This window comes from Parasediminibacterium sp. HNIBRBA5674 (assembly GCF_056745525.1).
This window is the reverse complement of sequence record NZ_JBQWIE010000043.1, coordinates 1-26,579: the sequence shown is the minus strand read 5'-3', so window position 1 is coordinate 26,579 and position 26,579 is coordinate 1. Positions and strand designations below refer to the sequence as shown.

Annotated in this window: 26 protein-coding genes and 1 pseudogene; 14 read left to right on the top strand and 13 right to left on the bottom strand. The window is 36.6% G+C overall.

Features of this window, described 5'->3' with window-relative positions:
• The 3 genes and pseudogenes from ACT9TX_RS16410 to ACT9TX_RS16400 all read right to left on the bottom strand — a co-directional run.
• Positions 1–228 (bottom strand): annotated as a pseudogene (locus ACT9TX_RS16410) (hypothetical protein); the annotation flags it as partial.
• Between the two features lie 380 nt (positions 229–608).
• Positions 609–1,787, bottom strand: coding sequence for an aminofutalosine synthase MqnE (gene mqnE, locus ACT9TX_RS16405; protein ID WP_481339908.1), 1,179 nt, complete (start codon positions 1,785–1,787; stop codon positions 609–611).
• Between the two features lie 140 nt (positions 1,788–1,927).
• The gene (locus tag ACT9TX_RS16400; protein WP_481339906.1) at positions 1,928–3,199 is read right to left on the bottom strand and encodes a NupC/NupG family nucleoside CNT transporter; all 1,272 of its coding nucleotides are present in this window, start codon (positions 3,197–3,199) and stop codon (positions 1,928–1,930) included.
• A 246-nt stretch (positions 3,200–3,445) separates the two neighbouring features.
• Between ACT9TX_RS16400 and ACT9TX_RS16395 the strand changes: the two genes are divergently transcribed.
• From ACT9TX_RS16395 to ACT9TX_RS16385, 3 genes are all read left to right on the top strand, one after another.
• The gene (locus ACT9TX_RS16395) at positions 3,446–4,534 is read left to right on the top strand and encodes a DUF6688 domain-containing protein (RefSeq protein WP_481339905.1); all 1,089 of its coding nucleotides are present in this window, start codon (positions 3,446–3,448) and stop codon (positions 4,532–4,534) included.
• A 172-nt stretch (positions 4,535–4,706) separates the two neighbouring features.
• The gene (locus tag ACT9TX_RS16390) at positions 4,707–6,059 is read left to right on the top strand and encodes an AAA family ATPase (RefSeq protein ID WP_481339903.1); all 1,353 of its coding nucleotides are present in this window, start codon (positions 4,707–4,709) and stop codon (positions 6,057–6,059) included.
• A gap of 116 nt (positions 6,060–6,175) precedes the next feature.
• Positions 6,176–7,378 (top strand): tetratricopeptide repeat protein, encoded by a 1,203-nt coding sequence (locus ACT9TX_RS16385; protein ID WP_481339901.1) that lies wholly within the window; start codon positions 6,176–6,178, stop codon positions 7,376–7,378.
• 78 nt (positions 7,379–7,456) lie between these two features.
• Here the strand turns inward: ACT9TX_RS16385 and ACT9TX_RS16380 are convergent, their stop codons facing one another.
• From ACT9TX_RS16380 to ACT9TX_RS16365, 4 genes are all read right to left on the bottom strand, one after another.
• Positions 7,457–7,978 carry a hypothetical protein gene (locus ACT9TX_RS16380; protein ID WP_481339899.1) on the bottom strand — a complete coding sequence of 174 codons (522 nt, stop codon included), beginning with the start codon at positions 7,976–7,978 and terminating at the stop codon, positions 7,457–7,459.
• Positions 7,975–8,688, bottom strand: coding sequence for a copper homeostasis protein CutC (locus ACT9TX_RS16375; RefSeq protein WP_481339898.1), 714 nt, complete (start codon positions 8,686–8,688; stop codon positions 7,975–7,977). Before ACT9TX_RS16375 ends, ACT9TX_RS16380 begins: the two co-directional genes overlap by 4 nt.
• Positions 8,689–8,806: 118 nt before the next feature.
• Positions 8,807–9,820, bottom strand: a complete 1,014-nt coding sequence (locus tag ACT9TX_RS16370) for an isoaspartyl peptidase/L-asparaginase family protein (RefSeq protein WP_481339896.1) — start codon at positions 9,818–9,820, stop codon at positions 8,807–8,809.
• A 7-nt stretch (positions 9,821–9,827) separates the two neighbouring features.
• Complete coding sequence (locus tag ACT9TX_RS16365) at positions 9,828–10,133, bottom strand: phosphoribosylpyrophosphate synthetase (RefSeq protein ID WP_481339895.1); 306 nt, start codon at positions 10,131–10,133, stop codon at positions 9,828–9,830.
• Between the two features lie 148 nt (positions 10,134–10,281).
• Between ACT9TX_RS16365 and ACT9TX_RS16360 the strand changes: the two genes are divergently transcribed.
• From ACT9TX_RS16360 to ACT9TX_RS16340, 5 genes are all read left to right on the top strand, one after another.
• A complete protein-coding gene (locus ACT9TX_RS16360) occupies positions 10,282–10,494 on the top strand; it encodes a hypothetical protein (RefSeq protein WP_481339893.1) in 213 nt (70 codons plus the stop codon).
• A gap of 100 nt (positions 10,495–10,594) precedes the next feature.
• Positions 10,595–11,086 carry a hypothetical protein gene (locus ACT9TX_RS16355; protein ID WP_481339892.1) on the top strand — a complete coding sequence of 164 codons (492 nt, stop codon included), beginning with the start codon at positions 10,595–10,597 and terminating at the stop codon, positions 11,084–11,086.
• 72 nt (positions 11,087–11,158) lie between these two features.
• Positions 11,159–11,920 (top strand): ABC transporter ATP-binding protein, encoded by a 762-nt coding sequence (locus ACT9TX_RS16350; RefSeq protein ID WP_481339890.1) that lies wholly within the window; start codon positions 11,159–11,161, stop codon positions 11,918–11,920.
• Between the two features lie 254 nt (positions 11,921–12,174).
• Positions 12,175–12,702, top strand: coding sequence for a hypothetical protein (locus ACT9TX_RS16345; protein ID WP_481339888.1), 528 nt, complete (start codon positions 12,175–12,177; stop codon positions 12,700–12,702).
• Positions 12,703–12,707: 5 nt separating this feature from the next.
• Entirely contained in the window at positions 12,708–12,881 is a 174-nt protein-coding gene (locus tag ACT9TX_RS16340) for a hypothetical protein (protein WP_481339887.1), read from the top strand.
• A 209-nt stretch (positions 12,882–13,090) separates the two neighbouring features.
• Here the strand turns inward: ACT9TX_RS16340 and ACT9TX_RS16335 are convergent, their stop codons facing one another.
• Positions 13,091–14,050, bottom strand: coding sequence for a hypothetical protein (locus tag ACT9TX_RS16335; RefSeq protein ID WP_481339885.1), 960 nt, complete (start codon positions 14,048–14,050; stop codon positions 13,091–13,093).
• A 677-nt stretch (positions 14,051–14,727) separates the two neighbouring features.
• On the opposite strand from ACT9TX_RS16335, the gene ACT9TX_RS16330 reads away from it, so the two are divergent.
• Entirely contained in the window at positions 14,728–15,165 is a 438-nt protein-coding gene (locus tag ACT9TX_RS16330) for a hypothetical protein (RefSeq protein ID WP_481339884.1), read from the top strand.
• A 190-nt stretch (positions 15,166–15,355) separates the two neighbouring features.
• Positions 15,356–16,354: a hypothetical protein gene (locus ACT9TX_RS16325; RefSeq protein WP_481339882.1), complete on the top strand. Its 999-nt coding sequence runs from the start codon at positions 15,356–15,358 to the stop codon at positions 16,352–16,354.
• A 68-nt stretch (positions 16,355–16,422) separates the two neighbouring features.
• On the opposite strand, the gene ACT9TX_RS16320 is transcribed toward ACT9TX_RS16325, so the two are convergent.
• Positions 16,423–17,424: a hypothetical protein gene (locus tag ACT9TX_RS16320; protein WP_481339880.1), complete on the bottom strand. Its 1,002-nt coding sequence runs from the start codon at positions 17,422–17,424 to the stop codon at positions 16,423–16,425.
• Between the two features lie 93 nt (positions 17,425–17,517).
• Complete coding sequence (locus ACT9TX_RS16315; protein WP_481339879.1) at positions 17,518–18,603, bottom strand: hypothetical protein; 1,086 nt, start codon at positions 18,601–18,603, stop codon at positions 17,518–17,520.
• Between the two features lie 247 nt (positions 18,604–18,850).
• On the opposite strand from ACT9TX_RS16315, the gene ACT9TX_RS16310 reads away from it, so the two are divergent.
• From ACT9TX_RS16310 to ACT9TX_RS16295, 4 genes are all read left to right on the top strand, one after another.
• The gene (locus ACT9TX_RS16310; RefSeq protein ID WP_481339878.1) at positions 18,851–19,372 is read left to right on the top strand and encodes a YfiT family bacillithiol transferase; all 522 of its coding nucleotides are present in this window, start codon (positions 18,851–18,853) and stop codon (positions 19,370–19,372) included.
• 96 nt (positions 19,373–19,468) lie between these two features.
• On the top strand, positions 19,469–20,038 hold the full coding sequence (locus ACT9TX_RS16305; protein WP_481339876.1) for an NUDIX hydrolase: 570 nt from the start codon (positions 19,469–19,471) through the stop codon (positions 20,036–20,038).
• A gap of 85 nt (positions 20,039–20,123) precedes the next feature.
• Positions 20,124–20,624, top strand: a complete 501-nt coding sequence (locus ACT9TX_RS16300; protein WP_481339875.1) for a phosphoribosyltransferase family protein — start codon at positions 20,124–20,126, stop codon at positions 20,622–20,624.
• 96 nt (positions 20,625–20,720) lie between these two features.
• Positions 20,721–22,448, top strand: a complete 1,728-nt coding sequence (locus ACT9TX_RS16295) for a phospho-sugar mutase (RefSeq protein WP_481339873.1) — start codon at positions 20,721–20,723, stop codon at positions 22,446–22,448.
• Between the two features lie 134 nt (positions 22,449–22,582).
• On the opposite strand, the gene ACT9TX_RS16290 is transcribed toward ACT9TX_RS16295, so the two are convergent.
• The 3 genes from ACT9TX_RS16290 to ACT9TX_RS16280 form a co-directional block, all read right to left on the bottom strand.
• A complete protein-coding gene (locus tag ACT9TX_RS16290; protein WP_481339871.1) occupies positions 22,583–23,329 on the bottom strand; it encodes a succinate dehydrogenase/fumarate reductase iron-sulfur subunit in 747 nt (248 codons plus the stop codon).
• Between the two features lie 118 nt (positions 23,330–23,447).
• Positions 23,448–25,421, bottom strand: a complete 1,974-nt coding sequence (locus tag ACT9TX_RS16285) for a fumarate reductase/succinate dehydrogenase flavoprotein subunit (RefSeq protein WP_481339869.1) — start codon at positions 25,419–25,421, stop codon at positions 23,448–23,450.
• Positions 25,422–25,596: 175 nt separating this feature from the next.
• On the bottom strand, positions 25,597–26,265 hold the full coding sequence (locus ACT9TX_RS16280; protein ID WP_481339867.1) for a succinate dehydrogenase cytochrome b subunit: 669 nt from the start codon (positions 26,263–26,265) through the stop codon (positions 25,597–25,599).
• Positions 26,266–26,579: the final 314 nt, after the last annotated feature.

Genomic DNA, 26,579 nt, shown 5'->3' with positions numbered 1-26,579 from the left:
TTTTATGTAGTCAATCATGTTTTGTACCTGCTCAATGATGTTCTTTTCTTCAAGATTTGGTATGCTGCCTATTTTACTGGATTTTGGGAAAATGGTTAATGTTTTGCATTTCGCATCTAACGTTACTGCCACTACTTTGTTATATCTATAGTTGCCATCTTTATCTACCATTTGTAAGTGGTAGTAAATGGTAGTAGCTGCTGGTAGATGATTATATTTTTGTATCATCAGCATCGCTTTTTGCAGCCATTGAACTATATATATGTAATTTTTTCGCTGAATTATAAAATGAGAAGCGTTTACCTCTTTGGTGGTTTGCCAGTTTAGAAATACGGGTTCACGTTGTTTTTTTGAAAATCCGGGTTGCTTGTACCTAATTGTCCATTTGAATTCCTACACCAAATAGAATTAAGCTACGGGAATGAAACGCAGTTTGATAGAAAAATATAGTATTTTATTTAAAAGTATGTTTTTGTTATCTGACCAAATAAAATTTTGGAAATGCACCATTGGTAATTAAATGGTAATGGTTAAGATTACAAATACCCTTAATGGCAAAAAAACGCCCAATACTAAGTAAAGGGCGTTTTTGATAGTTTTTTTAATACTTAATTCAGCAGTGGATTCACTTCTATTTCCGACACATCAATATCGCTGTAGTCTCTTATTTCGTTGTACACCGTATCACGTTCTACAGGTTGGCGCTTTACTTGTTTTATCAGTGTTACAAGCTGTGCCGTACTCATGCTAGGTGTTTGTTCTTCACTGCCAGCCATGCTGTATATTTTGGTACTATCATCTATGGTACCGTCTATATCATTTACACCAAAACTTAGGGTCAATTGGGCATTTTTTCTACCAAGCATCGGCCAGTAAGCTTTAATATGCGGAAAGTTATCTAAATACAATCTTGCAACAGCGTACATTTTCATGTCTTCAATTACCGTACTTTCTGCTACATGGCTCATATCGTTGTTTTGATTACGGAATTTTAAAGGAATAAAGGTGTTAAAACCACCTGTTTCATCCTGTAATTGGCGTAATCTATCCATATGGTCTATGCGGTGCCAGTATTCTTCAATGTGGCCGTACAACATGGTAGCATTGCTGTGCATACCTAGTTGGTGTGCCGTTTTATGAATGTTCAACCAGCCTTCTGCATTTACTTTATCATCACAAATTTGTGTACGTATTTCTGGATGGAAAATTTCAGCGCCACCACCTGGCAAAGAATCTAATCCTGCTTCATGCGCTAGTTTCATACCTTCTTCAGTACTCACTTTTGCCTTGCGAAACATATAATCAAGCTCAACAGGGGTGAAGCCTTTAATGTGCAATTCTGGTCTATGTGCTTTAATGGCTTTTAAAAGCTCAATAAAAAACGGCAGATTTAATTTAGGATGTACACCACCTACAATGTGTACCTCAGTTACAGGCTTACCATCGTAGCTTTTTACAATGTGCATCATCTGTTCTATACTTAATTCCCAGCCTTCTTCGCGGTGCGCATACAATTGCGAATACGAGCAGAACTTACAGCTAAATACACACACATTGGTAGGTTCAATATGAAAATTACGATTGAAATAGGTTTTGTTGCCGTGTTTTTGTTCACGTACATAATTGGCCAAAGCACCTAAATACGAGAGTGAACCTTTTTGAAACAATAGCACACCATCATCAAAACTGATGCGCTCTTTAGTTAGAATTTTATTGCCAATACGTTGTAAATCTTCATCTTTTACAGCCGCTACAATTTGTGTTGCATTATTAAAAACAGTCTGCATGATCCTTTGAAATTTTAAGCTACAAAATTAGCATTCGCCATTAAAGAGACTATGCTAAATATCATATTGATAAACAATAAAGGCAACTTATTAGTTGCCTTTATTAAAATAGTTCTTTGTTTCGATAATATGGGGTGATATTAACCCATTAAAATACCAGCAATAGTTGCAGATAAATATGAGGCTAATGTACCGCAAAGCAAGGCTCTCATACCTAAACGAGCCAAATCTCCACGACGTTCGGGGGCAATTTCACCAATACCACCAATCTGCATACCTACGCTACTAAAGTTGGCAAAACCACAAATAGCAAAGCTTGCAATCATGGTTGCTTTTTCGCTCATGTGCATTACCAATTGGTTGGTTACAGGGTCTTTAGCCGTTAAGTTAGAGAAAGCAACAAACTCGTTAATCGTTATTTTTTGACCTAATAAAGCCGCTACATTATTTACATCGGCAGTAGGTACACCCATAGCCCAAGCAATAGGGTAGAAGAGTTTACTAAAAATCCAGTCAAGCGATAATTTGGTATCTAGGTGTAATAAAATACCCAATTTACCCAATAAGAAGTTTACTAAAGAGATTAAAGCGATAAAACCAATCAACATCGCAATAACGTTCATGGCTATTTTAAAACCATCACCGGCACCATGTGAAATGGCATCAATTACGTTTCTATAAGGCGTTTTTACTTCTAGTTTTACTCTGCCCATTGTTTCGCTTTCTTCGGTTTCTGGCCACACAATTTTAGAGATAACCAATGCTGCTGGTGCAGCCATTAAACTAGCGGTTAGTAAATATTCTGCCTTAGCACCAAAGTTTACATACACAATTAAAATACCACCTGCAATACAAGCCAAACTACCACTCATACTTGCTAGTAATTCGCTCATGGTCATACCTTTTAAGTAAGGGCGAATCATTACTTGCGCTTCTACTTGCCCTACAAATGCACTAGCTACGTTACTTAAAGCTTCAGCACCACTTACTTTCATAATAAAGTTCATGGCTTTAGCAATCACAGCTACAATGCGCTGCATAATACCAAAATGATAAAATATTGCTACCAATGCACACACCAAAATGATTGTAGCAGTAACACTAAAAGCAAAAATGAATGTTTGTGGTGAGCGATACGTAACCGTTGCACCTAAATTGCTTTGTACAAAAACACCGCCCCAAACAAAGGCTGCACCGTCTTTGGCAAATTCTTCAATATGACCAATTTGGTGACCAACCCATTTAAAGAAATTGGTTACAATAGGCACTTTTAACACCAAAACAGCAATGACAATTTGTAGTAAAATGCCACTAAATACTAAGCGATAGTTAATGCGCTTTTTATTGTTTGAACATAAAAAGGCAATTGCTAGAATGAGAATAATGCCAAAAAGACCTTGAAAACGTGCCATAAGCTAAGGGGTTTGTTAGTAGATTTTTTGTAAGGGTTGAAGATATAGTTTTTATAAACATGAATAGAAAAGTTTCGTGTTTAGGTATAAAAAAGTGCAGAAAGTGAGAATAGTTCTTATCGCTACTTAATAAATTGAACCTAAGTTGAGTTTATATGAATAATTTGTAGAGAAAAATAAATTGGTAAAAGTTATTGTGTGTATTGAAATAAGATTTTATTTTTAGGTAACTTTTCAATTGAAATTATGTTATTTATATTCTTCCTTACTGCTTTCTTTATTCTGTTACTCTTTGCTTATAAACTTATGACTAGCAAGATCGGTAACGAATCTTGGCGGTGGGTGAGTTTATTATTTATGTTGTTTTATTTTGGTTCGTTTATTGTTTTTTTAATTTCTTTGATAGGTGGGCAACCTTATGATAAAGCAATTGACCCCATTAGCCCTAGTGATAACTTTTATACTCCTTTTGCATGGCCACACTCAACTACTTTGCTTGTATTTTATTTGCTTTTTCAGTTGTCTATATTTGCAATTTGGTTGTCTAATTTCAATCTGCCACCTTTATTACTTGTACTTTCTTTTACATTTGTATTAATTGGAATGATTTTATCTTTTCCTGTTTTATACCAATGTTCTTTCGATTCTAGACTAAATGAGCCAACACCTTTTACTGGTTTCTCGTGGCTGCCACTTTGTAATATTTTAACTGCAATTTTTTTGTTTGTAAAACTGATAAGAAGAGAATCGAATAAATCTATAAAAAGAGTATTTAATAATAAATGGCTAAATGCTTTAAATACGATGATGGCAAATACAAAATATCAAGCCCTTTTGGTAATTATATTGCTTTTACCAGTTTTTGTAATAGTTACTTGTATTTTGGTATTATTTGGTCAAGACCAAAACGCACTTATAAAAGTATTTACTGAAACCACTACTTGGGCGCTTTCACAAAAACAACATCCGCCTTATTTAGATCATACTAGTGGTCATTACTTGTGTACAGTTGCTGCCTGCGGTGATCCTGAAATTGTGAAGCCAATTCATCTAGGAAAAAGAAATAATCAAGTGATAATTGTAAATAGACAACTTCAAATTGCGAATGCGTTTGAAGAAATGGTTCAAAAAATGTCGCCTAAATTACACCAAGTTATAAGGCGCAATTATGATAAATATGGTTATCCTATTTCTGCTAAAATAACTACGGCTTCACGTTCAAACTTAGTGTACGTATTAATGAAACCCTTAGAATGGCTATTTCTAGTTACATTGTATTTATGTTGCCTTGAACCTGAAAAAATGATAAACAAACAATATCGAGCAGCGTTTTAAACTGACAAAAAGTTTACATGCCAACAAAAGCCCCATAGCGAAACAACTGTAAAAGTGTGCGACGCAACAAAAGCTACATATATGCATTAAAGCCGGTCTACAAAAAGTATATTGCGCTTTCAAATGACATTAATTTTGGTTGAAAAACCACCAATTATAAAATTATAGGATTATGAATGAAGGTATTGAGCAATTGAAAGAAGCATTGTCGTTTTCGCCAGATAATATTCCATTGCGTTTGCATCTAGCAGAATTGATGGTAAAAGGCTATATGCTTGACGATGCTGCTGAGCAATATCAAGAGGTATTGAACAAAAATTATGGCAACGCAAAAGCCAGAAAAGGCTTGGCCAATGTGTATTTTAAGCAGAAAAAATATAGTGCGGCAATTTTGGTTTACGAAGCATTAATGGCAGATAATTCTCTGAACTGGGAAGAAATGGTGCCGTATGTAAAATGCTTAATTAAAGAGCATTCTAACCAAGATGCGGTTGAGGTGTATAAGAAAATATTGCAACAAAATCCTGGCTTTAAAGATGAGGAAATTGATGCGGCTTTACGTATGCCAAACATGGGCAATTTGATGAGTAACGATGAGAATGATTTAGAAGATTTGTTTGGTGAGGAAGGCTTTGAAGGCGGCGCTGCACCACAGTTTTTTATGGAAAAACCCGACCTGAAATTTGAAGATGTAGGTGGTATGCACAAAGTGAAGCAAGAGATTTCGATGAAAATCATTCAGCCGCTTAAAAATCCTGAATTGTACAAAGCGTTTGGCAAAAAAACAGGTGGTGGCATTTTGTTGTATGGCCCACCAGGCTGTGGCAAAACTTATTTAGCAAAAGCCACCGCAGGTGAAATTGATGCCAAGTTTATCAATATTGGTTTGCACGATATTTTAGACATGTGGATGGGCAACAGCGAGAAAAACTTGCACGAAGTATTTATGCAAGCAAGAGAAAATGCACCTTGTGTGTTGTTTTTTGATGAAGTTGATGCCATTGGTGCCAGTAGAAGTGATATGAAAGGTAGCAGCATGCGTCATGTGATTAACCAGTTTTTAGCTGAAATGGATGGTGTAGAAAATAGCAATGAAGGCGTATTAATTTTAGCTGCCACAAACGCACCGTGGAGCGTTGATTCTGCTTTTAGAAGGCCAGGTAGATTTGATAGAGTGGTATTTGTAGCGCCGCCAGATGTAGAAGGCAGAGCACAAATTTTAGAGCAACATTTAAAGCACAAACCTGTTGAAACTATTGATATTACTGGTATTGCAAGAATAACAGAAGGCTATTCTGGTGCCGATTTAAAAGCGGTGGTAGATATTGCGACTGAGTATAAATTAGAAGAGTCACTTGCAAAAGGTAGCATCGAAAAAATCACCACCAAAGATTTGCAAAAAGCAGTGAAGCAACACAAAGCCACTACTAGCGAATGGTTTAGTTCTGCAAAAAACTATGCATTGTATGCTAACGAATCTGGCTTGTACGATGATATTTTAGATTACATGAAATTGAAGAAATAAAACACTAATTAGGGTGAATTGCACTAATTACACGAATTAGTGTAAGTAACTAATGACCCATTGACTTTATTATGCTAAACAAGGATAATTTTTTACAGCGAGCAGAACTGTTGCGTATGCAAAAGCGCTACAAAGAAGCCGAACAACAAATAGGTGTGGTATTACAAAATGATCCTGAAGATGTGGAAGCATTAGTGATTTTAGGGCATTGCAAAATAGATACGAAGCAAACAGATGAAGCCATTACTATTTTAAAGCAAACCTTACAATACGAAGCGCATAACGATTATGTGTTTTACCTCATTGCATTTGCGTATTACCAAAAAGATGATAATAAATCAGCTTTAGGCTATTTAGATAAAGCCTTGTCTATTTTTCCATACAATGCTGGTTATTTTGCTCTACAAGCGCATATAAGGTTAGATCAAAAGGAATATGGCTTTGCTTTAGATGCAGCCAATGAGGGCCTTGCTGTAGATGCAGAAAATGTAGGTTGTTTAAATGCACGTTCTACCGCATTATTCAGATTGAACAGAAAAGAAGAAGCTTACGAAACCATTAATGAAGCCTTAGAACTCGACCCAGAAGATTATAGTACACACACTAATTATGGCTGGCATTATTTAGAAAAAGGTAAGTATAAAGAAGCCACCAATCACTTTAGAGAAGCACTAAGATTGAACCCTAATTATGCCTATGCAAAGCAAGGGTACAAAGCTGCTTTAAAATCTAGAATGCCATTTTACCGTTGGATGTTGCAATACTCACTTTGGATAAGTAGACAGCAACGTGGCGTAAGAATTGGTTTGCCATTAGGTTTATGGTTATTGGTTAATTTACTGAACAACGTAAAAACCAATGCCTTTTTAACGCAGGTAGCAATGATTTTATTGATTTTTTATGTACTGTTTTTTGTAATGACATGGTTGAGTAGTGCGTTTGCTAATTTGTATTTGCTATTTACCAAACACGGTAAATATGTACTTGATGATAATGAACGTTATAGTGCTATTGGTGTAGGTATTACCACAGCTATCGCTTTGGCATTAGTAGTTCCTGGGTTTATGGTAAATGATGGATTTTTTATTCTAGCGGCACTAGTGGCTTCGTTTGCGTTGCCTATGAATGAGCTTGAATTTCCAATAATGTTATTTAAGGGGGGTGGTAGATTGGTAACAGCTCATATCATGCTATTGCTAGGTTTGGCTACATTAATTACGGTGTTTTTTAACTCGCAAGTGGGTACATTTTTCGGCATCATTTACTTTATCTTTTTGGTTGGATTTACTTGGGCAAGTAGTGCTAGAATTTTTAAATAGTGTTTGGTTGTATGGAAACACAGAGCAAGGAAGCAACTGAGTTAGCTGTTTATTTTCTTCCTTCAATTCTTTATAAACTTACATCTTCTTTACTTTCAGCTTTAAAATTTGCTTAGCGGCGCTTTTAAAGGCAGGTGTTTCATTGTCTATTTTGTCTTCGATTAATAGTTGTAATTCTGGTAAAATTTCAGGGTAAAATTTGCTAAGCTTTCGCAGCATGTGAAGAGAGAAGGCTTTTACTGCGGTAGCCGTTTTGGGTTCTTCAATAAATGCAAAACAAGTATTCATCAAGTTGCCATGATGTTGTTCTGGTATGTTGGTATCGATTAAAATTTTAAGCGCATTACGTTGCACCGAGTCATTTGCGTTGGGCATTTGTAATCGTTCTACTAATAGGTCAATGTAAGGCTCAAGCATGTGAGGGTACTTTTTTGCAGCCCAATTTACACACCAAGAAGCTCGCTGCGACAACCTGTATTCATCGCTTGCAAAACAATCCATTAGTTCTTTAAATCTTGCTTGAGAGCTAGCAGCATAAGTGGCTATGGCAATAGCATGGTCGGTAGAATATTTCTCTAAAATGGCTTCAGCAATGTTCATTGCAATAAACGTTTGATGGTCTGTAATTCAGTAATATCTACACTTGTTTCGTTGTTGTCATCTTGCATCGCTTCATTCACATAATCCATCGCTGTAGGTATTATTTTTTTGCAGCTGGCATGGTATTCTTTGGCGTTAGTGGTACTAATTAAATCTTGAATATTGCTGCTTTTTACGCCACCACCTGGCATAATAATAATATGGTCTTTTGCTAGGGTAACCAATTCTTGCAGTAAGTTTTTACCAGCTACAACCTCTGCTTTTCGTCCGCTGGTAAGTATGCGATGGCAACCACAGCTAATAATATCTTCTAGACCTTTATATGGGTTAATGCATCTATCAAAAGCTCTATGAAAGGTTATTTGCATTGGGTAGGCAAGTTGTACCAAGGCTTTGGTTCTTACTACATCTATATTGCCATCAGGTAATAAAATGCCCAACACAACACCATTAAAGCCCAGTTCTTTGCACAGCAAAATATCTTGCTGCATGGCTGCAAATTCAATATCTGTGTACACAAAATCACCACCAGTTGGTATAATTAAAACATTCACAGGAATGCTGACTTTATCACGCACTATTTTCAGTACACCGTAACTTGGTGTGGTGCCACCATTTGCATAATTTTCGCAGAGTTCTAATCTATCTGCACCATTATTAGCCGCAATAATGGCTGAATTAATATTAAAAACTGGTACTTCGAGAAGCATGAGGAATTTGAGATTTATGATTTGGGATTTATGATTTGGCGTTTGGGATTTGAAATTGTACTGTAATAATCATGACTGAAAAATCATAAATCCCAAATCTCAAATTTCAAATTTCAAATCAAAGAATATATCTTCCATCAACTAAAATATTCTTGTCATCTGCATAGCACACCGCATAGTTAAAGCCTTTTTGTATGCAGTAACCACCATATTCACCTTGTTTATTAATGGCTATAAAACCTACCTGAATATCTTTTGCTTTAGCGCCTTTTATCTTAATGATGCGCTCAACCGCTTTTTTACAAGCTGCTTCTGGGTGCAAACCTTGGCGCATAAATTCAACCACTGAATGCGACCCACAAATGCGTATCACATCTTCACCTTGACCAGTGGCGGTTGCTGCACCTACTTCATTATCTACAAACAAACCTGCACCAATAATAGGCGAATCACCCAATCTGCCACGCATTTTAAAACCTTGCCCACTTGTGGTACAACTACCGCTTAAGTTGCCGTTTGCATCCATGGCTACCATGCCTATGGTATCGTGGTTCCATTCACCTGTATCTAGTTTTTCTGGGGCAAAAGGGCCATGACCACTTTGTGTTCTTTCAATGTTGATGATGGGTTTGTATTCGCTCTTTTTTAGCCATTTATCGTAGCTCTTCTGCGCATCTTTACTCAGCTTGCCATCTTCTAATGCAAAGCCTTCTGCTACTGCAAATTGTTGTGCACCACTACCAACTAGCATTACGTGTGGGGTTTTTTCCATTACACGCCTTGCTACAGATATGGGGTGTTTAATGCGTTCTAAAAATGCCACGCTACCGCAGTTAAAGTTTTCGTCCATTATGCAAGCATCTAGGGTTACATAGCCATCTCTATCAGGATTAGCCCCTAAGCCTACGCAACAGTTTTGCGATGCTTCAGTTACCATCACACCTTGTTCTACTGCATCTAGTGCTCTACCGCCTGTACGTAATACTTGCCATGCGGCTTTATTCGCTTCTAAACCAGCATCCCAGGTAGAAATAACAATGGGCTTGGTTGCAGTTTTTTTCCCTCTAAACGATGATAAACTTACGGCTGATAAACCTAATGACCCTAGCTGTAAAAATGTTCTTCTCTGCATTGTTTACTTATTCGTTAATAGCTAATTTACTTATTAATTCATCACTTGTGGTATCTCCATAAACACCGTATGCGTTTACCAATACACCTTTCATGCTACCATCTTTGGCTGCAATAGCGTATACAATTGATGAGTCGTCTGGATCGTTCTTGCCTTCAAAGCGATAATGCGCTACAATTTCAAATTCATTTGGGTTTAAGCAAGCACCGGTAGTCTTGCATTGTACCTTATCAAAAGCAATATTAAAATCGGTGGTATAGCCTTTCGCTTGTAAGTCGTTTAAAGCTTCTACCAATGTATCGTAGTTAGTCATAAAATATTTTTAAAGGAAGATAGGGATTATTTTATGCAAAGCAACAAAGGCTACAAAGTGTGAAAAGAAATTTTTAAAAATAGCTTAATGAACTTGGTCTTCTTTGTGCGCTTTGTGAGAAATAGTCGCAAACGTTATCATAAATAAATTGAGGGTATTATTAACATTCCATAAAATCCTTCTACTGTACGAGTGTAATCCATTTGCCTACATCATAGAAATGGCAGGCGGTAGAGCTACTGATGGTAAGCAGCGTATTATGGATATTCAGCCAACATCTTTACACCAACGTACACCTTTTTTTATAGGTAGTAAGGATATGATGGACGAGCTAGACACCTATATTGAAGGCGAAAAATAAGCTTCCCCCTTTTTTATAAATACAGGGCCATAATTCTTCACTACAAAATGAAGTTTTATGGCTCTTTTTGTGTTACTTGCCTTGCTATAATATCGTATTTATGAAATCAGTTTTTTTATTAGCTATTAGTGTGTGTGTAACAGTATCTGCTTTTGCGCAGCAACCCTACAATCACAACAAAATGGTATTTGCACCTACCAATAAGCCCAATACCATTATTTACAACGATACTATTTACAAAGGCAGCTCGCAGTTTAAAAACTTGTTTTTACGCACAGGCGATGTAGAACTTGCCATGCTGTACAAAGAACACCAAACTAATAAAATTACCGGCAATATTATTACTACCATAGGTACGGTTGCTACTATTGTAGGCGTATCCGAAGCCACAAGAAGCGGCGGTAACAATACGGTAGGCTGGCTAGTAACTGGTGGTGGCTTGGTGGCTTCTATTACAGGCGGCTATTTAATATTGGTAGGGCAGCAGCGCCTTGTAGCTGCTACTGAATTGTTTAATAAAAAGTATGCTACCAAAGCTACAGCAGGTGTAGGTATTACCAATAATGGTGTGGGTGTAGTGGTAAAATTTTAAGTAAGAAGATAGGCACACAGATATATTTGATTCACGCAGACTTCTCAGTGTTGCTATCACAAAATAATTGTTATGCAAAAAGTCATCATTAGTGTACAAGATTTACGTAAAGCCTATGGCGAGTTTGTAGCTGTAAAGGGCATTAGCTTTGATGTGTATGAAGGCGAAATATTTGGTTTGCTTGGGCCAAATGGTGCTGGTAAATCTACCACGCTAGAAATTATAGAAACCTTGCGCCAAAAAACAAGCGGTACTATTGTAGTAGATGGGCTTGACCTTGATAAACAACCCAACGAGATTAAGAAAATAATAGGGGTGCAGTTGCAAGCAAGTGGTTTTTATCCGGGTTTAAACTTGGTAGAGTTGATTAACCTTTTTGCTGGCTTGTACAACCAAACCGTAGACCCACTTGCCTTTTTAGACAAGGTAAACTTGCGTGATAAAGCCAAAGCCAAGTTTAAAGAACTAAGTGGTGGTCAAAAGCAACGCTTTTCTATTGCAACTACTTTAATCAATCAGCCTAAGATTATATTTTTAGATGAACCTACTACTGGTTTAGACCCACAAGCAAGGCGCAACCTGTGGGATTTAATTTTAGACATTCGTAAGCAAGGCACTACCGTAATTATTACCACACACTATATGGATGAAGCCGAAGTGCTGTGCGATAGAGTTGCCATCATCGACAGCGGTAATATTATTGCCATCAACACACCTAACCAACTAATAGATGACCTTGTAGCTACTGGTTTTGAAAGACCAACACAGGTAAAAAAAGCCAACTTAGAAGATGTGTTTATTAACTTAACAGGTGTGAGTTTGAGAGAGGAATAAGAGGCAAAGAGTTGTAAGGCAAAGAGGATAGGAACGCTGATGACGCTGATTGGATGGATTTTCACAGATAAAAGGCAAGTAGGATTAAGGCAAAGAGAATTGCCCGTCATTGTAAGCCACAGCTTGCCCCGATTTCGGGGAAGTAATCTGCATTTGAGCTTAAGCTAAATTATTAGATAGCTGTTACTAATTATTCACAAAGTCTTATTCATAAGACGATGATTATTGTAAAGCATTTTTTGTAAATTTACTTTGTGAAAAAAAGCAAATCTGCACCTCTAGACTTTATTATAGATAAGTTGACAAATTCCATCCAAAATACAATTTCGGGTGATAGTTTTAATACAGAAGTTTTACGTTTCACTAACCATGATTTAAAACAAGTAATAAAAAAGAATGGTTGGAATTTTAATTGGAAAGCAGAACTAGCAGACAATACTAAAGAGGTTTTTAAATTAACAATTCCTAATAATCCCAATATAATTCAAGGGATGCTTAGTTTGAGTATAGAGCCTGACCATGTTTATATGCACTTGCTAGAAAATGCACCATTTAATGTAGGCCAAAACAAACTATACGAGGGTGTTGCAGGAAATTTAGTTGCACATGCTTGCAAAGTTTCTTTTAAACAGGGTTTTGATGGATTTGTGGCTTTTACTGCAAAAACAAAGCTTATTGAACATTATGAAAAAACCTTGGGTGCATATACATTAGGCGGTCACAGATTGATTATTCCAACAAAATCGGCACAAATACTCATTGATAAATATTTTAAATCATAAGCATTATGGGACACGTAAAAGAACCAAAAGGTGTAGACTTTATAATTGCAAGCGACCCATTGACAGATAAAGCACGTCAAGAAATTAGTGAATTTATTAGAGACTACAAAAAAAGTATGACTGTAAAAAAGGTAAAATCAACCTCTATTAAGAAGCTGCCTAAAGCCGCTCATGCTTAGTTGTAATGCTTTGGCAAATGATAATCCATTTCATCCGTGTTCTACACAAGCTATTAAACTAAAAAGCGGTCACTAATTATCAGTTACCGCTTTTTTATTGTTCTTTCTTTTTCTTACTCCCTTCTTCCTATCACCCATGACCAATGACCCATGAACCATCAACTCACTACCTACCATCGTCTATGGTCTATCGTCTATGGACTATTTCCTTACTCTACCTTCACACTATAATTACCCACTTCATCTACGCTAGGGTTGTGTATACAGAAGTATATAAAGCCTGTTAAGTTGTTATAGCCAAGGGCTTCGGCAGTGGTAGTGGTAAAGTTGTTAGGGTTATTGGCTACAGAAATGCTTTTAGTGCCAGCAACACCGCCTTCTGTTTTGCTAAAATAAAATACCAAGCTAGCACCATCATTTACTCTTAAGCTAAAAGCACTATTAGCCGCAATACCTTTTAGGTCTCTCGTTACGGTGCTATTAGCCGCTACATCGCCATTGCGTTGCTGTACTGTGCCAGCCGTATCGTAAATAATATAGTTAGCCGCTTTAGTAGGGTTGCGGTCGGCATAATACACTTGTGCTGTATTGCACATACTTTTAAGCTCGTCAAACAAGGCATTAGCAGCTTTGTGGCGCTGTACAGTGGCCAATGGTCTGTTACCTTCGGCTTCGTCTACCGCTACTATCAATGGCTGTACGGCATTGGCTTTCGTTTCAAGGTCGGTTATCATAGCGGCATCAAGCCCATGTGGTGCCATTTGGGTAAGGTAGTTATTGGCACGTAACACAATGTTGCTACACAGGCGCACCAAAGCACTAGGGTCTAGTCGGTTAAGCTCGGTGCTGCCAAAGGTTTTGTACTCACCGCTTTTTTCGCCAAAAGTGTTTCTAGCAATGCCAAAAATTTCTTGCATAATAGCTATTAAAGGGGCTACTGCCGCATCACGATTGGTAACGGCTACATTAATTAAACCTTGCATTACACCATCGGTAGGTATATTAAAAAAGGCGGTACGCGAGGTGGTAATACCTGCTATACGGGCTACCGTAATACCACGGCTAGTAAGGTCTGCCACATCTCTTGTTAAATACGCTTGTTTCTCATAGCTAAGATTTACTAACTCATCATAGCTCATGGTAAAATTTGGGCCATTTTGTGCACTCATGTTTTGAATATTTTAAATTTTAAACAATACTCTAAAGTAAAAAAATAATCTATGTAAACAAGGCAGGCATAAATTTTTTAACAGTATTTTAATATTTTATGTGAATGTGTAACCTTTGTACTATTAATACACTATCTATAAGCATTTAGCTATGTAAGCTGCCCACTAGGTATTGTAAATGGAAGCTTTGTTGTATAAGGTTGCTAAAAATTTGCCTCAGCTATTAAAAAATGATAGTCTTTTAATAGTATGTGACATTCAAAAGATGCTTTGTTATATTAAAATGATAAAAAATTACCTTCTGCTGATAAAATGTTTTATTCAAGAGATAAAATGTTTTATTCTTTTGGTAAAATATTTTATTCTTTTGGACAATTGTGCATAAAAATTAGCCACCTAGCAAGTAAAAAGCACCAAAAGAGGACAAGTTGGCAGTATTTGATAAACATAATTGAAGGGCAAATAAACAAGTAATACTAGCTTTAGCAATCACTTTATTGGTATGCAAGAAAATTGTGGTAAATGAGGGAAATGTAAGAGGGGGTTGTTATATTTGAGGGGGGGAAATAAGTTAATGTTTTTTGCCTTTGAGCGGGTTCTCACATACTATTGTTACAAGTGTTTTGAAAAGGCGGGAAACAGGGCTGAGGATATACACTAAAATCAAAAATCAAAGCATGAATCTGTTTTCTTTTTTTAAGCCTAAACCTAAAGTGGTTGTAGAAACCAAGCTAGGAATGTTTACTTTGAACTATAGTAAAAAGGGTAGGAACATTTGGGGCGGTAGTACGCATGGAATACCAATATATGTAAGAGGAACAGTAATCCAACCAGACATAGAGCAAATTGACTTTCTAGAAAATTTAGAGGCGGAAATTGAAAAAATAGACACTGCAATAACAAAAAAATTTATTTCAGAATTTAAAGAGGCAGACTTAGAAATAAGTTTTACTAAATGGCAAGAGCGATTTAAGTTAGCGTCAGCCGAAGTGATGTTAATTTTTGAGGAAAAAGCTTACTGGAATATCACATTTGAAGATACCAACAAACCATACGCTCATTTCAATCTTTTTATTGAAGGCGAGAAATTGACAGATTTTTCTATAGACACTTAATTGTCAATTTTGACCACTGGCGCTGTTCTCTGACCAGTGCTAAAGCGTTATTTGGTAATGTTTAATTGAGAAGTAGAAACATAGATTTAGAATATTTAAAACTAAGTAACATACTAGAACAGGTTAGAAACCTGCGCTTATGAGACAATAAAGAAACTAAAATAGCGTAAGTAATAATAAAACAATTACTATGAAGTTTACAAAAGAATTTATTTTAAAGTTATTTGGATTACATAAAACTGAGCCTAAAAAATTTAATTCGGTAGTTAATAGCTTTACAGACAAGCAACACATTGCATTTAGCGAAGGGTTAAAATCTTTTGTAGGGGAAATTCCTACTGAATTTCATGATGCAGCTTTAAAAGAAAACCTTGCAGCATTAGATAAAAACATTGCTTTATGGGAAGAAGGGATGATAAGGAAAGAAATAAAAGACATGATGGGGGATATAGAACTGGATGCCCTAGCAAAAGAAAGGCGTATAGCCTACATGGGGCTTAAAAATGAGTTGCGGAAAAAGCTGTTAGAAAACCCATCTAGCCCCGAAGCCAAACTTTTAATAAACCATATTATTAAAACAGAAAAAGACAACAATTATTATAATGAAGCTGAGTGGGCAGATATATTGCCATTATTAGCGTCAAACGAATTGCGTGTGGCTACAAAGCCAATTGTTGAAGAAACACCACCCCTTGAAGCCACAGAGAAAAACGAAAAGTCGCCCTATTCTAGGCCGCCACTTACACGTAATCAAATATTTTTGAAGCTAGATAAACTAAAGTTTAAACCTTATGAGTTAAATCGTTTTATGAGCACCAAAGGGATGACTAGAGAAGAGTATTGTATAGCTGTGCCCATGCTTTTCTCGATGTACGAGGGTACAAAACAATATAAAACAGACAAGGCATTTAGGGACGAAATAATAAAGCAAAAGAAAGAGATGTATGAGATAGTTGATAGCTACACCGAACATTTTAAAAAGCAAAAAGAAGATGAGGCAGCATTAGAAGCGGCTAAAATAGAGATGCTGGAAACTGTACAAGCATTAGCCGATAAGCTGAAAGACCAATTAATGCTTGAACCTAATAATGAGGAAATAAAAAAATTAATTAGGGGAATGATTGCGAATGAAAAAGAGTTCAATGTGTACGATGAAGCATATTGGGAAGATATTTTGCATTTATTGTAATGCGGGTATTGCTATTGCTACAAGTGTTTCGTGAAGCCACAAACTGCTGCAAAGTGGAAAATTATTTTCTAATGCCTGTATCTAAATGTAAAACGCTTTTGGTGTGTGCTAATTAGACCGCCGCTACTTTTATATTGTTTGCGAATGTTTGCTAGGCATTGAGTGGGTAAGTTGAATTGGTTATAGCTATAAGACAACTGTATTACATCCTCAAATTCTGAATCTGTTTCACCTCTTGTTATGGAATAATTGGTGATATTGTTTTTATTGAAATAGTACCAATTAAAATGCGTGTAACCTTGGTTTATATAATCTTCTTTTTTACCAATTAAACCATCTACATCAAATGATAAAGCAAGTTTTTCATTAGGGAAGCTTTCAGCAATATTCAAGTAATGAAATGGGTTGATGGCTTCGTCAAATTTTGTATAGGTATAATAAGGCGGATTTGAAGAACTGTAGCTTTTTATCAATTCTTTCTCTGCTTCTTTCTCAATGTTTTGCTGCTTATTAATCAAAAATTCAGTTGTTGAGCCATACTGATAATCATACTTGCGCCTAGTTAGATAATTTCTATCAAGTAGGTACGTTAAAGCATTATTGGAATAATCAAGTGTGCCTTGCCAATTATAGACTTTGTCTTTTGCTGCATTTTCCTTCCTCAAGCCTGAGTTATTTTCCTTATAAATGATGCTATCTTGAATATGCTTGCCTTCTTTGTAAATGAAAACATCTGTTTCAATGTAGGTCCAAATGGGGGCTTTAAGTGTAGGATTAAATTCAAAGCCAGTAATCTTTCTTGAACTAGGTTTATTATTGTTGCCATTGTAGTTAAAATGCTGAATGGATACCGTATCAATTGATGGAATCGCATTATTTGGTGCAGTCTTTTTTATGGTGCATTGGGTTTCAATAATATTTGTCACTCTATCGCTTTTATCATAAGTGATGGTCACTTGCTTGTATTTGCCATGCAAAGTATCGCTAGTGATACTTTCAATGAATGGTAATTTATTTTGGGCAAATACAACAAGCGGCAGCAAAGCGACAAATGATAATACTGTTTTCATATCGTGTTTAGGGGTTTCTAACTCAAACATCATTTATAATGCAAAGCTTACAAGTTTTGCGTTATAAACTTAATAAGGTAAATCAACTGATTTTTAATTGAAAGTAGGTGTCAAAATCCAACGAGCATTCTTTACATCTAATGGGTTTTGCCCTAGATAAAAAGCATTTTTTACTTGGTCAAATGAAAGGTCGCTATTTGTTCCAGTTAACATATTGGTTAATGTATGCGTCTTGGTTAAAGCATCGTAATGTAGAAACCACAAGTGAGATTTATCTAAAGCATTCACCCCATCTTTTGTTTTTTCTGATGTAACGGCAATAGAAAACGCTTTTGTTGTAGATGCTTTTAAATATTCACCAGTCTTTTGGTTTACAATACAATAGGTGTTTGTTCCAAACATAGATTGAAGTGTCCATGCGTCAGGTATTGATTTATTGTCTTGCTGTGTAACTGTAATAGAAGAGATAGCAAAGCTTATTTTTTTAGTGTCTAAAGGAAAACTAGATAGCGGTTGTGCAAAAGGAAATTTAGTTGCATAATTTTCCTTTGTTACTTCAGTATAAGCGGCATCTTCAGAAAAAAGCGAATCAATCAATTCTACTTTTACACTTGAAATGATGTCATCCCAGTCTTCTAAATCTTTGGTATTTGCAGTAAACACTTTTGATCTTCCGTCATATGGACAATGTTCCCAAACGGTTATTTTTAAACCTTTAGGAACTAGAATGGAAGATATTTTATCGTTACCTACCTTGCTGACAATATCTTCTGATTTTGAATTGTAACTAGGATTATCAGCATCCATACATGGTAATGATGTGCCAATATTTATAGTGGCTACATCGCCATTGTAATTCTTTTCTGAGAAGATTTTTACTCCAGACTTTTTAAGCATGGTACTTGATAAAACGTTTGGCTTATCAATGATGTTAAACGGTGCTGGAATAAAAGTGTTATTGCAAATAAATGACTGAGGCTCAAATCTTATTCCCGAAGCATTTGAGAAGTTTTTGAACATCCGTTTAGCAACTGTAGAATCATTGGTTGCATTAATTGGCAGTACAAAATATTTACCGTTTGATATGCAGTAGTAATTTGTAACAATACCTTGAGCATTCAATTGTGATAAAAATAAAGAAGCAACATAAATCAGCAACAGACTTTTGATTTGACGCATTGTAGGAGTTTTTTAAGTGCCACGAAACTAGGGTTAATTAACAAAGATGGCACAAAACAGTAAATGAGATATGTTGTTACCTTGTTTTGGTATGCTATTGTTGAAAGTAGGTTTTGAAGATAAGAACTACTAATGAGTAGCTCTATAATCCTTCACAATCTACCCGCTCAGCAATGCCCATAAAACCATATTTTTACCACAACTAACTTTCAATCAAAAATCTCAAATCAGTAATCACAAATCAATTATGGATCCTCGCTACCCAATAGGTCAGTTTGAACCACAACCATTTTCTGAGAAACAAAAAGCTGCTTGGCTAGTAGATATTCAGTTTTTACCAAGGGCAGTAGAAATGGCTATTGAAAACCTAAACGACACGCATTTAGAAACACCTTACCGTGATGGCGGCTGGTCGGTGAAACAACTAGTACACCACATTGCAGATAGTCATGTAAACGCTTATTGTCGCTTTAAATTGGGGCTCACAGAAAACAATCCCACCATTAAGCCTTATGAAGAACAAGAATGGGCTTTATTGGCTGATATAGATTTGGTGCCAATTAATACTTCTATTACCATTTTATATGCCATACACCAAAGGCTACATGCTACCATAGCCAATCTTACCGAAGAGCAATGGCAACGAACCGTGTATCATCCTGCAAGTGAAAAAACAATGAGTTTGTGGCATTTGCTAGGTATGTACGCATGGCATGGTAAGCACCACGTAGCGCATATTACTACATTAAGAGAACGCAATAATTGGTAAAACATTTTGGCTAAAAGAGCGCAATAATTAGTACGAAAATTTCTGCGACATCTGCGATTTCTGCGAGAAAAATATTTATAAAGCAAGCACAACATAATGAAAGAACCGAAAGACCTTAATTGGAAAGTATTATCATCAAGCTATTTAATTAAAGACACTTGGGCAACTATACGCATAGAAAGTTGCCAAACACCCGATGGTAGAATTGTAGAACCTTACTACGTGTACGAATTTCCTAATTGGGTAACCGCTGTGGCTTTTACCAAAGATGGTAGGGTAATTCTTGAAAGGCAATACCGCCATGCATTGGGCAAAACCATGTACGAAATACCTGGTGGTTGTGTAGATGAAAGCGATGCGAACTTAGAAGCTGCCATCGCTAGAGAGTTACTAGAAGAAACGGGCTACAAATTTGAGAAGTTTGACTACTTAGGAAGTACATCGGCCAACCCAAGTACCAATACCAATATGATGCACATATTTATTGCCTATGACGGTGAACGTGTAGCCGAACAAAAGCTTGATGCAGGTGAAGATTTAGAAGTATTGTTTGTAACGATGGATGAATTTTTAGAACTCTTTAAACAAGGCGAGTTTATACAATCGATGCATACAGTGGCTATTTATAGAGCCTTGGAAAAGCTAGGCAGATTAACAATCAAATAGTGGGTCATCAATTAATCCTTTAAATCAAAAAAATCAAGGTTCAGACTAACTCTTTTCCTTTACTTTGAAGCAAGAAAATACCCAAATGGCTGATAAAAGATACATTTTAAATAAAGAAGTGGCTGCGCAAAAAATGCAGCGCATGGCTTTAGAAATAGCCGAGCAATTGGATGGCGATACCGCTGAACTCATCATTATTGGTGTAAAAAGTAGTGGTATGCTAATAGCAGAAAAGATTGGTGCTTTGTTGCAACAATATGTGCGCTTTTCTATCCGCATTATTGGGTTAAGTTTAGATAAACATTTACCCCAAAACATAGAACTTACCGAGCCAAATATTGATTTTAATGGTAAGAATGTGATAATAGCAGATGATGTGTCGAATAGTGGTAAAGTATTGTTATATGCACTAAAACCATTGCTTGCGTTTCACCCCAAACGCATACAAACATTGGTGTTGGTAGAAAGAATGCACAAAGCTTTTCCTGTAAAATCAGACTACATAGGGCTTACCATTGCTACAGCTTTAGAAGACCATATTCAAGTAGAGGTAGAAAATGGTGAAGTGACTGGCGCATTTATTTAGCGTACTTTTTATTGATGAAAATGATTTTATTTGTAGGCGATAAAAAGATATTTCTAGAACATAATGTTACTTCAATAAAAAATAAAATACAATCACATGAATGCTACTGCAGAACAAAACGTAAAACTTTGGTTAGAAGGCAATTACGATGATGCAACCAAAGCTGCTATTAAGCAATTACAAGCTGAAAATCCAACAGAATTAGAAGATAGTTATTACCGCAGTTTAGAATTTGGTACAGGTGGTTTGCGTGGTATAATGGGTGTAGGTACTAACCGTATGAATAAATACACGGTAGGTATGGCTACGCAAGGTTTCTCTAACTATTTGAAAAAAGCATTTGGTAACGAAGAAATTAAAGTAGCAATAGCTCACGATAGCCGTAATAATAGTCGCTTTTTTGCAGAAACAGTAGCCAATGTGTTTGCTGCAAATGGTATTAAAGTGTTTTTGTTTGATGCATTAAGACCAACACCTGAGTTGAGTTTTGCAATAAGATATTTGGGTTGCAAAGGTGGTGTGGTATGTACAGCTAGCCACAATCCTAAAGAATACAATGGCTACAAAGCGTATTGGGATGATGGTGGACAATTAGTACCGCCACACGATAAAAACGTGATTAAAGAAGTAGAAGCCATACAAAGTGTAGACGATGTAAAATGGAACGGTGGTGAAGCGAATATTACCATCTTGGGTAAAGAATTAGATGATGCTTACATCAGCATGGTGAAAGGCTTAAGCGTTTATCCTGATGTGATTGCTGCACAGCACGACCTTAAAATTGTGTACACCCCAATACATGGTACAGGTATTAAATTGGTACCACCAACATTGGCTGCTTTTGGTTTTACCAATGTAAATGTTGTAGAAGCGCAAGCTACGCCAGATGGTAATTTTCCTACAGTAGCGTATCCAAATCCAGAGGAAAGAGAAACAATGAGCATTGGTTTAGCACAAGCCAAAGCAACCGATGCAGATATTTTATGTGGTACAGATCCTGATGCAGATAGAGTAGGTGTGGGGGTAAAAAATCATAAAGGCGAGTGGGTGCTAATGAATGGTAACCAAACAGCTGTATTGGCCATTGCATATATGCTTGAAGCACGTAAAGCAAAGGGTATTGCACAGCCAAATGATATGGTGGTTACAACTATCGTAACATCAGAAATGGTGAACGTTTTAGCAGAGAAAAATAATGTGGCTTGCTACAACGTGTTAACTGGGTTCAAATGGATTGCTGAAAAAATTAAAGAACTACAAGGCGTTAAAAACTATGTAATTGGTGGTGAAGAAAGCTTTGGTTTAATGATTGGTGACCAAGTACGTGATAAAGATGCAGTGAGCTCTGTGGCATTAATGTGCGAAATGGCAGCTTACGAAAAGGCAAAAGGCAGAACCTTATTTGACAAATTAATAGACTTATACATTGAGTATGGCTTTTACTTAGAAGACCTAATAAGCATTACCAAAAAAGGTATGAATGGTCAAAAAGAAATTGCTGATATGATGGAAGGTTATAGAGTAAATCCGCCAGCAACTATTAATGGTAGCAAAGTTGTTACTCTATTAGATTATGGCTTATCTGTAGGTAAAAACCTATTAACTGGTGAAACCTACAATATAGAATTGCCAAAGAGCAATGTTTTGCAGTTTATCACTGAAGATGGTAGCAAAATTTCTGCTAGACCAAGCGGTACAGAGCCTAAAATTAAGTTCTACTTTAGTGTAAATTCTAAGCTAGAAAAGCGTGAAGATTTTGATGCTAAAAATGCCGAATTAGAAGCTAAAATAGCAGCTATTATAACAGACATGAAGTTGAACTAGTCTCACCATATTTTTCTTAAAAGAAAGGCCGTTCTGAATATAATCAGGGCGGCTTTTTTTATGGCATCCTTTCGAGCAATAAAAAAGGTCGTTTCAAATTCTTGAAACGACCTTTTACTATTTTAATAGACAACTTAATTACTAGTGATACTAGCAGTAAGATATTCTTGATTTAAACGCGCAATATTGGTTAAAGAGATTTCTTTAGGGCAAGTTGCTTCACAAGCACCAGTATTGGTACAAGCACCAAAACCTTCTTTATCCATTTGTGCCACCATATTCATTACACGACTTTTACGCTCAGGTTCACCTTGTGGTAATAAGGCTAGGTGAGAAACCTTAGCACTTAAGAATAACATGGCACTGCTGTTTTTACAAGCAGCTACACATGCACCACAACCAATACACATTGCCGCTGCAAAAGCCGCATCAGCTTTTTCTTTGTTAATTGGTAATGAGTTACCATCAACAGCATTACCTGTATTTACACTGATGTAACCACCAGCCTGGATAATTCTATCAAAAGCACTTCTATCTACCATTAAATCTTTTACTACAGGAAAGGCGTTAGCTCTCCATGGCTCTATGGTAATGGTATCGCCATCTTTAAAAGCTCTCATGTGCAACTGACAAGTTGTATTTGCTTGCCAAGGACCATGAGGTTTACCGTCAATATACATTGAGCACATACCACAAATACCTTCACGGCAATCGTGGTCAAAAGCTACAGGTTCTGCACCTTCAACTATTAATTGCTCATTCAAAACGTCTATCATTTCAAGGAAAGACATTTCGTGTGAGATGTTTTTTACCTGATAAGTTTCAAACTTACCTTCTGCTTTTGTGTTTTGTTGACGCCAAACTTTTAAAGTTAGGTTCATGCCATTATTTTCCATAAGCCATCCCTAAAGGGGAATATTTATAGTTGTTAGAAAATTAAATTTAAGACCTCTCGAAAGAAAACCCTTCATTGTTCCCCTTTAGGGGTTAGGGGCATTCCTATTTATAATTCCTTTGACTTGGTTTAATCACATCGTAATTCAACGGTTCTTTGTGCAAGTTCCAGTTGCTTTCACCTGCAAATTCCCAAGCTGCTACATACATGTAATTTGCATCATCACGTAACGCTTCGCCTTCTGGTGTTTGATACTCTTCTCTAAAGTGACCACCACAGCTTTCGTTACGGTTCAATGCATCTTTACACATCAATTCACCTAGTTCAATAAAGTCAGCTACACGGTTTGCTTTGTCTAATTCAGGGTTCATTTCGTTAATGCCACCGGGAATTCTCACATCGCTCCAGAATTCTTTTTTCAACGCTTGTACTTCCGCAATAGCTTGTTTTAAGCCTTCTTCGTTTCTAGCCATACCACATTTGTCCCAGATAATTTTACCTAAACGTTTGTGGAAACTTTCTACGCTTTGCTTGCCCTTAATGTTCATTAAGGTATTGATTCTATCTGCAACGGCTTTTTCTGCTTCTGCAAAGGCAGGGTGATCTGTAGAAATCGCTTTTGCGTAAATTTCATCAGCTAGGTAGTTACCCAAAGTATAAGGAATTACAAAATAACCATCAGCCAAACCTTGCATCAAAGCACTTGCACCTAAGCGGTTTGCACCATGATCGCTAAAGTTAGCTTCACCTAAGGCAAATACACCTGATAAGGTAGTTTGTAATTCATAATCTACCCACAAACCACCCATTGTGTAGTGAACAGCAGGGTAAATGCGCATTGGTACTTCATATGGATTTTCGCCAGTAATTTTAGAGTACATGTCAAATAAGTTGCCATATTTCTCTTTCACTACTTGCTTACCTAATGCAATAATTTCTTCTTGAGAAGCGTGGTCGTTACCTTGTTTGCTTACTTCTATTTTGCCATAACGCTCGATAGCAGCAGCATAATCTAGGTAAACAGCTTGCTTACTTGTACCTACACCATAACCAGCATCGCAACGTTCTTTAGCAGCTCTACTTGCTACGTCACGTGGTACTAGGTTACCAAATGCAGGGTATCTTCTTTCTAAGTAGTAATCTCTTTCTTCTTCAGGTATTTCGTTTGGCTTTCTAGTATCGCCTTGTTTTGCAGGTACCCATATTCTACCATCGTTACGCAAACTTTCACTCATTAGTGTTAGTTTACTTTGGTGGTCACCACTTACAGGTATACAAGTTGGGTGAATTTGTGTGTAACAAGGGTTTGCAAAAGCAGCACCTTTTCTGTGCGCTTTCCAAGCTGCAGTTACGTTGCTACCCATTGCATTGGTAGATAAATAGAACACATTACCATAACCACCAGTACATAGCAATACTGCATGACCAAAATGACGCTCTAATTCACCATTTACCAAGTTACGAGCAATAATACCACGTGCTTTACCTTCAACCATCACCACATCAAGCATTTCATGGCGAGCCATCATTTTCACATTACCCAATGCTACTTGACGCTCTAGGGCTTGGTAAGCACCTATTAATAATTGCTGACCAGTTTGACCAGCCGCATAAAACGTACGTTGTACTTGTGTACCACCAAAACTACGGTTGCTCAATAAGCCACCATATTCACGAGCAAAAGGTACACCTTGCGCCACGCATTGGTCTATAATATTGGTACTTACCTCAGCTAAGCGATGCACATTGGCCTCTCTTGCACGGTAGTCACCACCTTTAATTGTATCATAAAATAAACGAAAAACGCTATCACCATCATTTTGATAGTTTTTAGCAGCATTAATACCACCTTGTGCAGCAATTGAGTGTGCACGACGAGGGCTATCTTGAAAACAAAAAGCTTTTACTTTATAACCCATTTCGCCCAAAGAAGCTGCAGCCGAAGCACCAGCCAAACCAGTACCTACTACAATTACTTCTAGTTTACGTTTGTTAGCTGGATTTACCAGTTTGCAATGGCCTTTGTACTCGTTCCATTTTGTTTCTAATGGGCCTGCAGGAATTTTTGCGTTTAACATACTATTCAATTAAGAATTGATAATTAAGATTTACTAATTGCCATTATTGGCTTTTAACCATCAAAACTGTGCGATATTTTTTGTGTCACCAGCTTTTGTACAAGTATTTAGCGTCTGTTGCAAGTTTACACTGAACTTTTGAAGTGCCAACTTGTACGGTTTTTTCTCTACTCAACTATACCCAACCCAAATAAAAACTAATTGGCATTAAGGCAAACAATAAAGAAATAACTATTGAAAAACCTAAACCTAAGCTGCTAAGCATTATATGGTAGCGCTTGTTATGTACACCTAAAGTTTTAAAAGCACTTTGAAAGCCATGTGCTAGGTGATAACCTAAAGAAATACAACCAGCTACATAAGCAATAACCACCCACAAGTGACTGAAGGTTTCTTGCATGGTTGCATATAGGTTTATTTCTTCGCCTAATACAAAACCTTGGCTAGAACGGTTAGGATACCAAAAATGAGACAGGTGAATAATTAAGAATAATAAAATAATAGTGCCTAAAAGCGCCATGCTACGGCTATACCATTTGCTACCTCTATTGCCATAAGCAACTTCGTAACCTACAGCTCTTGCTTTTTTATTTTTAAGTGTAAGGCCATAAGCTTGTACAATGTGTAGAATAAAGCCAGCAAATAAGCCAATTTCTAAAATTCTTGGTACTACATTGCTACCCATAAAATGAGCGCCTTTGTTAAACATTTCACCGCCATCCATTGCCCAAATACAGGCGTTAAGACCAGCGTGAATAACTAAAAACAAAATAAGGAAAATACCGGTAAGCGCCATTGTAAGCTTTTTACCTACTGATGTTGAGAAGACTTGTTTCCAGGTCATAAAGCAAGATTATGGTTTTGTTAAAATCGTTGCAAATGTAGTGCTACAACAAATGCCAACTTCTATTGAAAAAAATATTTTACGATAACGATCGCTTAAATAACCAATAACGAGCTAAATGGTTGAGTGATAATGAGAAAAATGCTTTTTTTGATGCATGATAAATAGGCATATACCTCAAGTAATACAAAGCTTTTAGTCAATACGAAAAATTGAAAATTGGCTAAAGTTGTTCTACTATAATTAACTCAAGTTGCTAGTTAATTTTCTTTAGCTGTAAAGCAAACAGGAATAATGCTATTTTCAGGGGGAAG